Source organism: Candidatus Marsarchaeota archaeon (assembly GCA_023473665.1).
Taxonomy (GTDB): domain Archaea; phylum Micrarchaeota; class Micrarchaeia; order Micrarchaeales; family Micrarchaeaceae; genus JAMCYM01.
Genome location: JAMCYM010000001.1, coordinates 26,874 through 39,501, shown reverse-complemented (window position 1 = coordinate 39,501; position 12,628 = coordinate 26,874). Strand labels below are relative to the sequence as shown.

Genomic DNA, 12,628 nt, shown 5'->3' with positions numbered 1-12,628 from the left:
ATAGAAAACCATTAACGAATACTGTAAACAATGCCTGGGCCATCAACAACTGTACATCTCTGTCAGATGGGGTTGCGGGGATTTGAACCCCGACCAGCAGGTTACTTCATACTATTTTGCAATTCCAGATATTCATCATCGCCATTTGGCTCAACACTTGCTAAGCATCTGGAGCCTGCTGCGCTGCCAAGTTACGCCACAACCCCTGGCGCTATGGATTCTGCTGCAACTGATATAAAGGTTCTCTCTTTATGGTTAGCGTGCGCGTATGGCAGTAGTATTCAAAGGGTGGGTCATCAAGGTCGAGACTGTAAGAAACAGGATTAATGGCTATGAGGAGCTCAAGATCACGAAGCCTGATGTCGCAGTGATAATACCGATGCTCGACAAGCGCACAATGCTGTTCGAAAGGCATTACAGGTCTGCAATAGGCAGATACATACTTGAGCTGCCCGCAGGGCACATTGATGCAGGAGAAACGCCCGTGCGTGCGGCACGCAGGGAGCTGCTTGAGGAAACGGGCTACAGGGCAGGCAGAATGAAACCGGTTTACAATGCATACATGGCTCCGGGATTGCTTGCTGACAAGATGCATTTCTTCGCGGCAACTGAGCTTAGGAAAGCAGGCCTGCCAACTGACAGCAATGAGAAGATGAAGCTTATCCGTCTGTCAGTAGAAAAGGCGTACAAGTACGTAAAGAATGGCCGCATAAAAGACGGAAAGAGCATGATAGGCGTGCTTCACTGCATCGCAGAAGCGAAACACTGAGCCTGAAATGCATCATTTGCTCTTGAGCTTTGCCGTTACCCTAGTGAAGTATATTATTATAATTACGGCTAACACAGTCACAACCACAGCATAGGCGAACATCGCTTCGAGGCTTGACTGCGTGCCGAATGCAACGGAGAACAGCTTCTGGATTGCTGAATTCCAGGCCAGGGCCGCAACAAGGCCGAGTGCAGATGTTATCAGTATGGTAACGCGGTCTATCGCTTCGTCCCTGATCTCGTGCTTCTTCTGCGCGGATGTTCCGGCTGCTTTTGGCATGATATTAATTTGGATTAAAATCTAAAAACTCATAGCACATGACCAACGGTTGCGCCAGGTTTATTAACCTTGCCACTCAAACACTCCTGCATGCTTGGCATTCTGCAGGCTTTGTACTCTATATTGATAGGCATAGTGCAGGGCATATCTGAGTGGCTGCCCATAAGCAGCAAGACGCAGGTATTGCTAGCCTCGCAGACGCTGCTGCACCTCAACTTCCAGCAGGCTTATACCTTCGGCCTGTTTATGGAGATAGGCACTGTGCTCGCCGCCATAATATACTTCAGGCGTGAAGTCTGGTCGCTTATAAGAGTTATAGCACTTCGAGGCACGCAGATGGAAAAGAAGCTGTTCAAGTACGTGCTTGTCACGATAATATTTACTGGCATCATAGGCGCGCCGCTATACATAGTTGCTGATTCTGTGACAGGAGTATCAGTGGGCGTGCCTATGGCTATAATTGGCGTAATACTGATAGGCGACGCCATGTTAATAAGGTACTCAAGGAAGAAGCGCGAGCAGGGAGTCAACACACGCAAGTTCGCGAACATGACTTTCAAGGATTACATAATAGTTGGTGTGGTACAGGGCATAGCCGCCCTGCCAGGAGTCAGCAGGTCTGGCATAACTACTAGTGCGATGTTCCTCATGAACTTTGAGGCGGATGAAGCGTTCAGACTTTCTTTCTTGACTGGCATATTCGCATCTACGGCAGCGTTCCTCCTCACCTTGATCAAAAGCTATGCGAATGTAAGCGCTGCGCTCGCGTTCATTGGCATATATGGGCTTCTCATAGCGATAGTGGCAGCCACAATAGTTAGCCTGTTCCTGATAAGCTTCCTTATAAAAGTAGCCAGCAAGTCCAAGATAGTGTACTTGATAACGGCGCTCGGAGTGATAGCTCTGGCCAGCGGCATCCTGTATATGGCATTGGGCAGTTTTGGGATAGCAGTAGTCAGCTGATATACAAATGCATTTCTTAGTTTGCTTAGATTGATTGTATCGGTGGTACCTGATGAACAAGCGTACTCTTGCGTATGTGATTATCGCATTGGTGATCATAGCGGCTGTAGTGGCAGCCGTATTCCTAAACAGCGGTGTGTCAAGCTCACAGCTTGTGAAATATGATAACGCGGCAGTGCCGCAGGCAACTCTGACGCAATTGAGCAGCATAGCAAACAACATGAGCCTGGCGAATAGCGTAGGTGTAGGGTCGGCTGGCGCAGCAATGCTGCCTGGCGCATCGGGCGCTAGCATGCTGACGCTTAATGGCCTTCCTGAGGTGCTTTACATAGGCGCAGACTACTGCCCGTATTGCGCAGCCACAAGATGGGGGCTGATCATAGCACTGATGAGGTTCGGTAACTTTAGCTCGCTTCACTACATGACGTCCAGTGCATCTGACTACGATCCGAGCACGTCCACATTCACGTTCTACAATTCTTCGTATACAAGCGGGCATGTATCTTTTGTTGGGGTCGAAGCGTATACGAACTACGTGCCTTCTGGGGCCAGCTATTACGCCACGCTGCAGACGCCGACCCAATCAGAGGGTGCAATTTTCAACAAGTATGACACAAACAACACCCTGCTGCCTGCCAATGCAAGAGGAGGCATACCATTCGTAGACTTTGGCAACTTGAGTGTCGAGGCAGGAGCGCTGGTACTGCCTGATGCGTTCTACAAGCACTCTTGGAGCCAGATAATATCAAGCCTGGGCGACAGCGGCACCCAGCAGTCCCAGGCTGCGATAGGGGCCGCAAACATATACACGGCCGCAATATGCAGGATGACGAACAACACACCATCAAGCGTGTGCGACCAACAGTTCGTCAAGGCCGCTGCCAGCTTCCTGGGCTGAACGACCTACGCGGCAGGGAGCGGATCGCCACGGCCGTAATAGTTTAGCAGGTGCTGCGCATCGCTGCGCCGCGAGTCCATTATGTTGTCAGTTTCCATGGGGTCCTTCTTCAGGTCATAGAGCTCATCCTTGCGGCTGCCGAAGAAATGGATAAGTTTCATGTTGCCAGAGTAGATGGCAACAGAGCGCTTATTGTGTCTCAGCTTTGTCTCGTATATCTTATTTGCCATCTCGGACCTTCCCTTCAGCATGCGCAGGAGCTCGCCGTCCCAGCCCTCGCTTATGCCCAGGTGCTCGCTTACGGCGTAGCGCGATGCTCTTAGATTGCCGTTCAGGTATTCTGATTTCCCTGCAGCTATATCGATAAGCGATTCGTGCAGCGAAGCGGTGCTGACGTTGCTGTATACGCGCTCGTGCGTCTTAACAGGCCTTCCATTCTCGTAGTTTATCGCGATGAGCGGCACCTTCACGACCTCCTCGTATGGCGGAAGGGCATGATACAGAAGGCCGTGTTCGCCGAAGAATTGGCCATGGTCTGAAGTAATCACTACAGAGGCATTGTCCAGCACCCCGCGTTTTTTCAAATCGGATATCATGGCCCGGACCTTAGAGTCAAGGTAAGAGAGCCGTTTTATGTAGCCGCGGTGAAAGAGTTTTGTGACGCTCTCGTCCATGTCGAGTATGCCGCTGAGGTATAGCCATTTGTCCTGAATGACATCATTCCTCCCCACAGGGTAGTTCTCGTGCGCCTCTATGAAGTTCATGAACAGGAACTGCGGTGTCAGTGCATCCTCCATGCCGAGATGTGTCATTAGGCGCTCGTTTGTATCTGTCATGCCACGGTCCAGCTTATGGGTGCCATCGGCGTTGGCCACGCCCCTGTCCATCCGTAACCTGAGAGACAGATAAATGCCATCGATGAAGCGCTTTGGTATGAACTGCGCTACTGCAGCGCTCGCTTTCGAGAGCCTCGACCTCGTTTTGTGCCCGCCCTTCAGCACGGACGCCATCCTGTTGGTCAGCTTTTGATCGTATTTGCCGTTCGATTCGAGCCATATGTCATATATGCGGTCGAAGCCTGCGCCGAGGTTAGTAAAGCTTGTCAAGAAGGGGTTGTTCGAGAACAAGGCAGTAGTATAACCCAGGCGCGAGACCTTTTTGGCGAGGGTTTCTGCGTCAGCTGGCAGGAACTTAGTCTGCGTGAACCATGGGTCAATCGCGCCGCTTGCAAGGAAGTCCTTTGACACACCGCTGATGCTTGACGCCCTCGTGCCTGTGAACAGCGCAGCGTGCGATGGCGCAGTCCACGTAGCGGGCGAGATCGTATTCATGTATGCCGTGCCTTCGCGCGCTAGACCTGAGAGGTAGGGCATGGCATTGCTATACCCGTCGCTAGCCCTGACAGTGTCAAGCAGCAGCACTACTATGTTCTTCTTCGCCTTCATACCGCTCAGCAGCCCTATGCTGAAACGCTATATAAAGCTTGGGATGAAACGGTTTCAACGATTTATGCTGCGCTCCGGGGCCGCTTGGTCTGAAATTCTGGCGCCTCTTAAGGTAATAGCCTGATAGATCTCCTCCTTTGTAATATTATTTTGGTAAAAAAGAATCCTGAACAGATGAGACGACAGGTTGAGGTTATTTGTATGGAGCCCACCAATCTTCGTATAGAAGTCAAAAATAAACTTGTACTTATCTCCATCTATGTAGAAACCAGTTGGATGCTTTATGCCAGCTTTATTAAGCACGGAACTAATTTGCTTGCGTACGGCTTTTATGCCAAAATTTATTGGGACTGCATGAATTTTCGCGCCATAGATTGCAAGGCCTTCATTTAACTCTTCCAAGGTATTCTTAAAAGTGACAGGATATTGCACGTCGGCCCAGCCTTGCATGAGCATTTTCTTAAAGGAGCCACTGAGCGACATAGCAATGTATACCTTCTCCCCATCGCTGTAGCTAAACCCGCTATGCCTCTTTTTTGACATGGCAGAAGGCAGAGCCTCTTCGAACAATGCAACGATGCTGTTGATGCTGTTATTAGTTAGACTGCCGGCGATGCCAGTACTAGAACGTAAAAGCGCGGCTAGCCGCGCTTTCTCTGGATTTATAGTAATGGTTGTCATACCAACCGTGTGATGTGGGAATTTTCTAATATTTATATTTTTCTTGGCAGGCATGGTATAATGTTTATATGAATGCCAGGCCAATAGGTAGCGACATAGATGGACATATGCGTGCTCAACCCCTTCTTCTACCCGTTCAATGGGGGAACGGAGAAGGTCCTTTTAGAGCTGTATAGGAGGCTTGCCCGCCGTCACAACGTATGTGTAATTTCAGCCTCGCTAAAGCCCGGAAAAGACACGCACACAGAGCATATTGACGGCATAAAGGTAGTCAGGCTGCGCACACGATACCTGAACCTGCCCGGCCTGCCTCTGCCATTCTTGGCCATGTCAGGCATCAAAGACCGAATAGAAAAGGAAGGCGCTGAGATTTACCATATAAACAACAGGTACCAGTACTTCTTCGGCTCTGTGAACGCAATAAGGAGAACTGGCGGCAAGCTGGCCATGACTATACACAATTCTCTGCCTTCCGGCATCGGGCCCCTCACCGATGCGGGCGGCATGCTGTATGACATCATGCAGGGCAGGAAGACGATGCATGCTGCAGACCTTATTACGGGAGTGTCGAGGGATACGATAGATGCGACAGTACCCAAGGCAGACCTTTGGAAGAGCCATGTGGTATACAATGGAGTAGACAGCAGGCGCTTCAGGCGCCTGGGGCATGTGGACCGACGCATAATAGCGATAAGAAGCAGGTTCGACGGGCTTCCGATCGTGCTCAACAACGGCCGTCTCACGCAACAAAAAGGCCAGACATATCTTATGGACGCGGTCTCCCGCATGGAAGAAAAGGTGGGGCTCGTGTTTATAGGGACTGGACCGCTTGAAACAACGCTAAGAGAACGCGCTTCGAATGCGGGCCTGAAAGGAAGATTTTCCATACTGAACGGCATACCGGAAGACGAGCTGCCGCTTTACTACAATGCGGCTGATGTATTCGTGCTGCCGTCGCTATACGAGCCGGCCGGACTGGCGCTGCTTGAGGCATTGGCCAGCGAAACGCCTTCGGTCGCATCGCGCGTTGGCGGCATACCGGAGATGATGGGCAGATGCGGGCTCTACGCAAAGCCAAAAGATATAAATGGTATCAGAGAAAGAGTAGAGTTCGCACTCTCGCACCATACCGCGATGCACAGGCTCGCGGTGGAAGGCAGGAAGAGGATGCTAAAGTTCCATGATTGGGATGGCATAGCGAAGCAATATGAGCGGCTTTTCGAAGAAACAATAAGGAGATGAGCGACCCTATGGAGAATCCGATAATGAAGAAGGGCTCGATCTGGTACACAATAGCGCACATAGAGGAGCTCGACAGAGACAAGTACATCAATCTCGTGCGCGGCGTTGCTGTCTTCGTGGGTGCGGCCATCCTTGTGAGCTTAGCTGTATTCGTGGTAATAGCGTGGATAGGCGGCATAGGCAATGTCGTCAATATAATCCTGCGCATGAACCTGTATCTCTTCTCGCTTGGCTTGCTTGCTGTGTTTGCGAGCTACTTGCTGCGCTTCTGGAAATGGAGGTACTACCTGGATAGGCTGCACCTGAAGGTGCCAAGGGGAAAGAACCTCATAGTCTACCTGTCGCTCTATTCGATGAATATAACGCCTGGCATGCTTGGCAGGTTCCTGGTCGGCTATACTATAAGCAGGCTTACCAAGATGAAGGCTGCGAGCGTCATACCTATTGTCACAATGGACATATTCACCGACTTCATAGGCACGGCCATAGTGGCGCTTGCAGCCTCGTTGTACTTCCACACCTATGTGCTGCTTATAATCGGGGTTGACATTGTGCTGCTTATCCCATACGCTTTCATACTGAGCGACTGGTTCTACAGGATAATAAAGCGCATATTCAAGGGCAGGAGGATGCTCGAGATGTTCACGCTTTTCGGAGATGAATATTTCGCGTCGCAAAGTGCCCTTAACACTACAGGCACATACGCCGTATCGCTCGCGGTCACCATACCTGCTGCAATACTCACAGCATTGGCGCTTTTCTTCACCCTTGCTGCGGTAGGCATAACGCCGCATTTCGCAAGCTCAGTATTCATATACACGTCTACGCAGGTATTGGGCATGGCAACCGCCGTGCCAGGCAGCATAGGCGTTACAGATGGGGCGCTCGTGGCTTTGCTCAGCGCATCATTGCATATCGGCACGGACATAGCTTCTGCAGTCACAATACTGACAAGATTTGCGACACTCTGGTTTGGCACGGCCCTTGGCGGCGTGCTGCTGATCTACAGCTTGCGCTACTGGAGTGAAAGCATTGGTGCAGGAAAAAGCAGCAAACGGAAAAAGAAAAAGGAGAAAGGCTAATGAGCTTACTTAGCGGAATCAGGCTTCTTCCTCGTCGGAGGGGCTGCGGTCGTCCTCCTCGCTCTCTAATAGCTCCTCGCTCTCGCCGGACGACTTGCCGGTCACCTTTATCTTGCCGAACTTGCCGGTCGATATCTGCGGTGAGCCCCTGAACTCGCTCACGTAGCAGTTCGTCAGCTCGACGTTGTCCCCTACGTTGACTGTGCTTATGTCGTCTCCCCAGAGCGACATTGGTATGGTACCCGTGTCATCCTTGAGCGTTATGTTTGCCACCATAAGTCGCTTGCCATACTTTGTCACCACTTCCCTTGGCTCGTCCTTCTGCACTATCTTAGCGCTAAGGTTTATGTTGCTGGCACCTGCCTTTAGTTCATTTATTTTCATATGCTGCACCTTGAAATTCTACCAATAGTTATACCACAAAGGTTATTTAAGTCTTTTTAGAATTGTGGAAGCCCTGTAGGTTTTTTACCTGCTTGCATGATTCATGCGGAGTGCTTTAAAAAGAAATAGCACAAAACTACACACATGGCAGAAGATGGCGCAGCACAGCCGGGCATGCATCCGTCGTTCATAAACACCTTAAGGCAGAAGGAGCGCGTCAAAAAGGCGCTGGCTGGGATACGGAGCAAGATAGGCGTGTACAGCGCGAAGGGAGGCGTAGGAAAGACGACAGTAGCAGTGAACCTAGCATACACGCTGCACAGGATGGGCCACAGCGTCGGCCTGCTCGACGCAGACATAGACTGCCCTAACGTGTGCATGTTCCTTGGCACTGACGCTAAGATGGACATACGGCAGTTCCCGCTCAAGCCCATTGACATAAATGGTGTGAAAGTTGCTTCCACGGCAATGGTGGTAGACGATGCAAAGAAGCCGATCATATGGAGGGGCGCGCTGATAGCCAAGATGCTTGGTGATTTCTTCGAGAACACAGATTGGGGGGAGCTTGACTACCTGATAATTGACCTTCCTCCGGGCACAAGCGATGCGCCGCTCTCTATCATGCAGCTCCTTGACATGAAGGGCTTCGTGCTCGTCACTACGCCCCAGAGGATTGCATCGGTCAACTCGGTCAGGTCGGGGCTGATGGCCAAGAGACTCGGGATCGCTGTGCTGGGTGTGGTTGAGAACATGTCAGGTGGGAAACCTGCTCCAAGCACGGAAAACGCTGCTGAGATGGTCAGCGCTCCCATACTGGGAGCCGTGAAAGCAGACCAAAGGCTCAGCGACATGCCGGATTCGGGCAGGGTGCCTGTGCTCGAGGACGAGGCGCTGTACGGAGAATTCAAGGCCATTGCCGAACGCATAGAATGATGCAAACTGCCGCAAATTGGCAACGTATAAATAGTTTACCCTCATTAAATTAATCTGGGCATTGTCTGAATGCGTGTGTAGGGGGATGCGCTCGGTTTTGCTTGCTAATTGTGCTTATAGAAGGTGTAAAAATGGCTGAAAATCAACTAGGCGGGCAGCAGGTCCTTCTGCTGCCGGAAGGTGCAACGAGATTGCTTGGAAGGGACGCGCAGCGCACGAACATAGCTGTTGCAGTGGCAGTGGCGAATGCGGTGAAGACCACTCTAGGGCCGAAAGGCATGGACAAGATGCTGGTCAGCGACCTTGGGGACATAGTGATAACGAACGACGGAGCCACAATACTCGACGAGATGAATGTCGAGCATCCTGTAGCCAAGATAATGGTCGACATAGCCAAGACGCAGGACAAGGAGGTTGGCGACGGCACCACAAGCGTGATAATAATGGCCGGCGGACTGCTGAAGGGCGCCCAGGACCTCATAGAGCAGGGCATACACCCCACTGTGATAATACGCGGATACAAGATGGCCGCGGCGAAGGCGCACGAGGTGCTGTCCAAGTATTCTAGAACAGTCGGCACGGACGACGAGACGCCGCTACTGAAGATCGCAATGGTGGCAATGGGCTCCAAGAACGTAGGCGACGACCCGACTAAGCTGGTGATATCCAAGCTGATAATCAAGGCCGTGAAGCAGGTCATGGAGAAGGGCGCCGACGGCAAGATCCATATCGACCACGATTATATAAAGGTGGAGAAGAAGGCGGGCGGCAGCATAGCCGACACCGCGCTCATAAACGGCGTGCTGATAGACAAGGAGGTGGCGCACCCGGGCATGCCAAAGTCGATTTCGGGGGCGAAGATAGCGCTGCTTGACGTGGCCCTCGAGATAGAGAAGACCGAGACCGAGGCCAAGATAGAGATAACGTCGCCTGAGCAGATGGAGGCCTTCCTGCAGCAGGAGGAGCACATGCTCAAGGAGATGGTCGAGAAGATAAAGAAGAGCGGCGCCAACGTGGTGTTCACGCAGAAGGGCATAGACGATGTGGCGCAGCACTACCTGGCGAAGGAGAAGATATTAGCTGCCAGGCGCATAAAGAAGAGTGACGTAGAGAACCTCGCAAGGGCCACAGGGGCCAAGATAGTGACGAGCCTGGACGACCTGTCGGCTTCTGACCTCGGGTTCGCGGGCATCGTGGAGGAACGCAAGATAAGCGGGGAACAGATGATCTTCGTCGAGAGGTGCAAGGACCCCAAGAGCGTTACAATATTCGCGCGCGGCGGTAACCAACAGGTGGTCGACGAGGAGGGCCGGGCCATCGAGGACGTCATAGGCACGGTGTCTACCACGGTATCGGACAATGGCAGGTACGTCATAGGCGGCGGCTGCATAGAGATAGACGTGGCTGACGAGCTGAGGCTCTACTCAGGCGATGTGGGCGGCCGCGAGCAGCTTGCCATACAGAAGTTTGCCGATGCCATGGAGGACATACCAAAGACCCTTGCTGAGAATTCAGGCATGGATCCGATAGACATACTGGTGGGCCTGAGGAGCCAGCACAAGAAGAAGGAGGGCAAGGTCTATGGCGTGGACGTTAACAGGAATGTGATGGGCGACATGGCCAAGGCAGGCGTCTTCGAGCCTACGAAGCTGAAGGAGCAGGCAATAGACAGCGCCAGCGAGGCTGCGGAGATGATCCTGAGGATAGACGATATAATAAGCTCCAAGGGCAAGGGTGCTGGCGGCGCCCCGCCGGGCGGCATGCCTCCTGGAGGCATGGGAGGCATGGAGTGAACGCTAGCACCTTTCTATTCCTGACCCATTCCGGGCAGGCTCGCGATATTTTAATCCTTGCTGCCAATTGGCATAGGTGTTGGAGTGCAGGGTAGGAAGCTGATAGTGGTTGCTGGCATTCCGGGCGCTGGTAAGAGCAGCATACTTGACAGGCTGGGACATTCCGATCAGGCCACAGTAGTGAACGTTGGCAACCTTATGAAGGGTATATCTGACAGCAGCGGAGCAAGAATAGACAGGGACAAGATACGCTACCTGCCTACCGCCAAGATAGACAGGCTCAGGAGCCTGGCCTTCAGAAAAATAGCAGGCATGAAGGGCAGGGTGCTCGTAGACACGCATCTCATCATAGAGCATGAAGGCACATTCGTGCCGGGATTGCCGATGGATTCGCTAGGCGCCTTGGGCGGCATAGACGGTATTATTTACATAGACGCTGAGCCAAAGGAGCTGCTGACCAGGCGCAAGAAGGACAAGGGAAGGAAACGTGAAGATGAGGGCCTGGAGAGCATGGAGCTGCAGCGCAACATCAATCTGTCGATGCTGGCGCTGTATAGCGCACATTTAAATATTCCCTTTCACATAATACATAACAAGGAGGGAAGGCTGGAAGAGGCAGTCGCATCCTTCAGGAAGGCGCTTACGTATATAGACCCTGCCCGATGATTCTCTTGGTGGTTCCAAATCTCACTGTGCCGATGCCGATCGCCACTACGGTCATTCTGGTAGTCATAGGCGTGGTGTACGTGATGGCTTCTACCTTTATCCAGCGCAAGCTCACCAATCCAAAGCGGATGCGCGAGATACAGGCAAAGATACAACTGATCAGCAAGGAGATGAATGCGCTTGTGAAGAACAAGGCCGCGCAGGAGGAGATATCGGCCAAGCAGAAGGAGCTGATGCCCCTGATGAGTGAGAACATGAAGGTGAGCTTCAAGCCCATGCTCGTACTCCTGCCCATATTCCTGCTGCTGTACTACGTGCTCTTGCCCACCGGATTCAAGAGCGTGTCGAGCGACTACGTGGTGCTGTTCGGCCTCAAGCTTGGCTACCTCGGGGTCTTCTTCGCGACCGTGCTCATACTCGGGCTGGCGGCATCGGTTGTAATAATGGCCTACGACAGGAAAAAGGCGCGCGAGGAGAGGCAGGCGCTTGAAACCGCTGGCGTTGGAGATGGTGCTTAATATTAAATTCTTTGCACGCACAATACTCCTGCAATAAGCGAGATACTGCTATTTGCATCGGCCGCTTTGCGCACCGATGCGTTGAAGGTGTTTAATTTGCCAAAACCTATGCACAGATCGCACAGCTTCAAGAAGGCCCACAGGGTCACCAGGAGCGGCAAGAATGTGATCCATTACAGAAGGGCCAGGCCATCGCAGCCTCACTGCGCCATATGCGGCAACGAGCTTAACGGAATAGGTACGAAAGGAGGCAGGAGCAGGCGCACTAACAGCAGGCTCTTCGGCGGCGTGCTCTGCGCGAGATGCACGGCTGAAGTGATAAAGATGGGCTCTAGGATAGAACGCGGAGACATGAAGCTCGACGACATAAGCGTCAGGGAACGTGCCTTCGTGCTGCAGCTTGTAGCCCATTGACGGGCATCATGATGAAAATATGCATCGGGGGCCTCTCGGGGAGCGGCAAGACGACATTGGGAGAGCTGCTTGCTGAGGAGCTGAAGATAGAGCACATAACAAAGTCGCGGACAGGAACGTTCGCCGCCATGATGCATGACGTGAAAGAAGGAAGGACTAAGGGCCTTGCAAGGAACGAGCTCTCTAATCCAAAATACATAAAGAGATTCGATAAAGAAATAGTAAGGCTTGCGAAGGGCAAGGACTGCGTGATTACAACATGGCTCGGCTCATGGATGGTGAAGGACGCCACGCTGAGGGTGTGGCTCAATGCAAGCCCTGATGAACGCGCAAGGCGCATAGCCGAGCGGACGGGGACAAGCCTCGCCAAAGCGCGGCGCAGGATGGCAATAAAAGACAGAATCGCTATAAGCGATTTCAAAAAGACATATGGGATAGACGTGAACGACCACCAGATATTCGACGTGGAGCTCAACACCGAGAGGCTGGACAGCAGGGCGTCCGTAGCAGTGATATCGATGCTTGCTATGCTTAAGGAAAACAATGGAAACAAGTGGTAAA

At 52.2% G+C, this 12,628-nt stretch carries 15 protein-coding genes and 1 tRNA gene; 11 read left to right on the top strand and 5 right to left on the bottom strand.

The window, feature by feature from the left end:
- Nucleotides 1-67 precede the first annotated feature (67 nt).
- Nucleotides 68-206 (bottom strand) — tRNA-Trp (locus M1158_00230).
- Between the two features lie 62 nt (nt 207-268).
- Here M1158_00230 and M1158_00225 point away from each other — a divergent pair.
- Entirely contained in the window at nt 269-769 is a 501-nt protein-coding gene (locus M1158_00225) for an NUDIX hydrolase (GenBank protein MCL5099542.1), read from the top strand.
- Between the two features lie 12 nt (nt 770-781).
- Here the strand turns inward: M1158_00225 and M1158_00220 are convergent, their stop codons facing one another.
- The gene (locus tag M1158_00220) at nt 782-1,048 is read right to left on the bottom strand and encodes a DUF5654 family protein (GenBank protein ID MCL5099541.1); all 267 of its coding nucleotides are present in this window, start codon (nt 1,046-1,048) and stop codon (nt 782-784) included.
- Between the two features lie 90 nt (nt 1,049-1,138).
- Here M1158_00220 and M1158_00215 point away from each other — a divergent pair, with 90 nt between their 5' ends.
- Both M1158_00215 and M1158_00210 read left to right on the top strand, forming a co-directional pair.
- Entirely contained in the window at nt 1,139-2,011 is an 873-nt protein-coding gene (locus tag M1158_00215; GenBank protein ID MCL5099540.1) for an undecaprenyl-diphosphate phosphatase, read from the top strand.
- Between the two features lie 52 nt (nt 2,012-2,063).
- Complete coding sequence (locus M1158_00210) at nt 2,064-2,909, top strand: DUF929 domain-containing protein (GenBank protein MCL5099539.1); 846 nt, start codon at nt 2,064-2,066, stop codon at nt 2,907-2,909.
- A gap of 5 nt (nt 2,910-2,914) precedes the next feature.
- Here M1158_00210 and M1158_00205 read toward each other — a convergent pair whose 3' ends face one another.
- Together M1158_00205 and M1158_00200 are read right to left on the bottom strand one after the other, a co-directional pair.
- Nucleotides 2,915-4,354, bottom strand: a complete 1,440-nt coding sequence (locus M1158_00205) for a sulfatase-like hydrolase/transferase (protein MCL5099538.1) — start codon at nt 4,352-4,354, stop codon at nt 2,915-2,917.
- A 54-nt stretch (nt 4,355-4,408) separates the two neighbouring features.
- The gene (locus tag M1158_00200) at nt 4,409-5,089 is read right to left on the bottom strand and encodes a hypothetical protein (GenBank protein MCL5099537.1); all 681 of its coding nucleotides are present in this window, start codon (nt 5,087-5,089) and stop codon (nt 4,409-4,411) included.
- A 45-nt stretch (nt 5,090-5,134) separates the two neighbouring features.
- Here M1158_00200 and M1158_00195 point away from each other — a divergent pair, with 45 nt between their 5' ends.
- Both M1158_00195 and M1158_00190 read left to right on the top strand, forming a co-directional pair.
- The gene (locus tag M1158_00195; protein ID MCL5099536.1) at nt 5,135-6,277 is read left to right on the top strand and encodes a glycosyltransferase family 4 protein; all 1,143 of its coding nucleotides are present in this window, start codon (nt 5,135-5,137) and stop codon (nt 6,275-6,277) included.
- Nucleotides 6,274-7,359 (top strand): flippase-like domain-containing protein, encoded by a 1,086-nt coding sequence (locus tag M1158_00190; GenBank protein ID MCL5099535.1) that lies wholly within the window; start codon nt 6,274-6,276, stop codon nt 7,357-7,359. Before M1158_00195 ends, M1158_00190 begins: the two co-directional genes overlap by 4 nt.
- An 18-nt stretch (nt 7,360-7,377) precedes the next feature.
- On the opposite strand, the gene M1158_00185 is transcribed toward M1158_00190, so the two are convergent.
- On the bottom strand, nt 7,378-7,743 hold the full coding sequence (locus tag M1158_00185; protein ID MCL5099534.1) for a DNA-binding protein: 366 nt from the start codon (nt 7,741-7,743) through the stop codon (nt 7,378-7,380).
- Nucleotides 7,744-7,887: 144 nt separating this feature from the next.
- Between M1158_00185 and M1158_00180 the strand changes: the two genes are divergently transcribed.
- From M1158_00180 to M1158_00155, 6 genes are all read left to right on the top strand, one after another.
- On the top strand, nt 7,888-8,676 hold the full coding sequence (locus M1158_00180) for an Mrp/NBP35 family ATP-binding protein (protein ID MCL5099533.1): 789 nt from the start codon (nt 7,888-7,890) through the stop codon (nt 8,674-8,676).
- Between the two features lie 131 nt (nt 8,677-8,807).
- The gene (locus tag M1158_00175) at nt 8,808-10,469 is read left to right on the top strand and encodes a TCP-1/cpn60 chaperonin family protein (GenBank protein MCL5099532.1); all 1,662 of its coding nucleotides are present in this window, start codon (nt 8,808-8,810) and stop codon (nt 10,467-10,469) included.
- Between the two features lie 84 nt (nt 10,470-10,553).
- Nucleotides 10,554-11,135 (top strand): AAA family ATPase, encoded by a 582-nt coding sequence (locus tag M1158_00170; protein MCL5099531.1) that lies wholly within the window; start codon nt 10,554-10,556, stop codon nt 11,133-11,135.
- An 8-nt stretch (nt 11,136-11,143) separates the two neighbouring features.
- Nucleotides 11,144-11,653, top strand: a complete 510-nt coding sequence (locus M1158_00165) for an EMC3/TMCO1 family protein (GenBank protein MCL5099530.1) — start codon at nt 11,144-11,146, stop codon at nt 11,651-11,653.
- A gap of 108 nt (nt 11,654-11,761) precedes the next feature.
- On the top strand, nt 11,762-12,067 hold the full coding sequence (gene rpl34e / locus M1158_00160) for a 50S ribosomal protein L34e (protein ID MCL5099529.1): 306 nt from the start codon (nt 11,762-11,764) through the stop codon (nt 12,065-12,067).
- 8 nt (nt 12,068-12,075) lie between these two features.
- Nucleotides 12,076-12,627 (top strand): cytidylate kinase family protein, encoded by a 552-nt coding sequence (locus tag M1158_00155; protein ID MCL5099528.1) that lies wholly within the window; start codon nt 12,076-12,078, stop codon nt 12,625-12,627.
- The last annotated feature ends 1 nt before the right edge of the window (nt 12,628 follow it).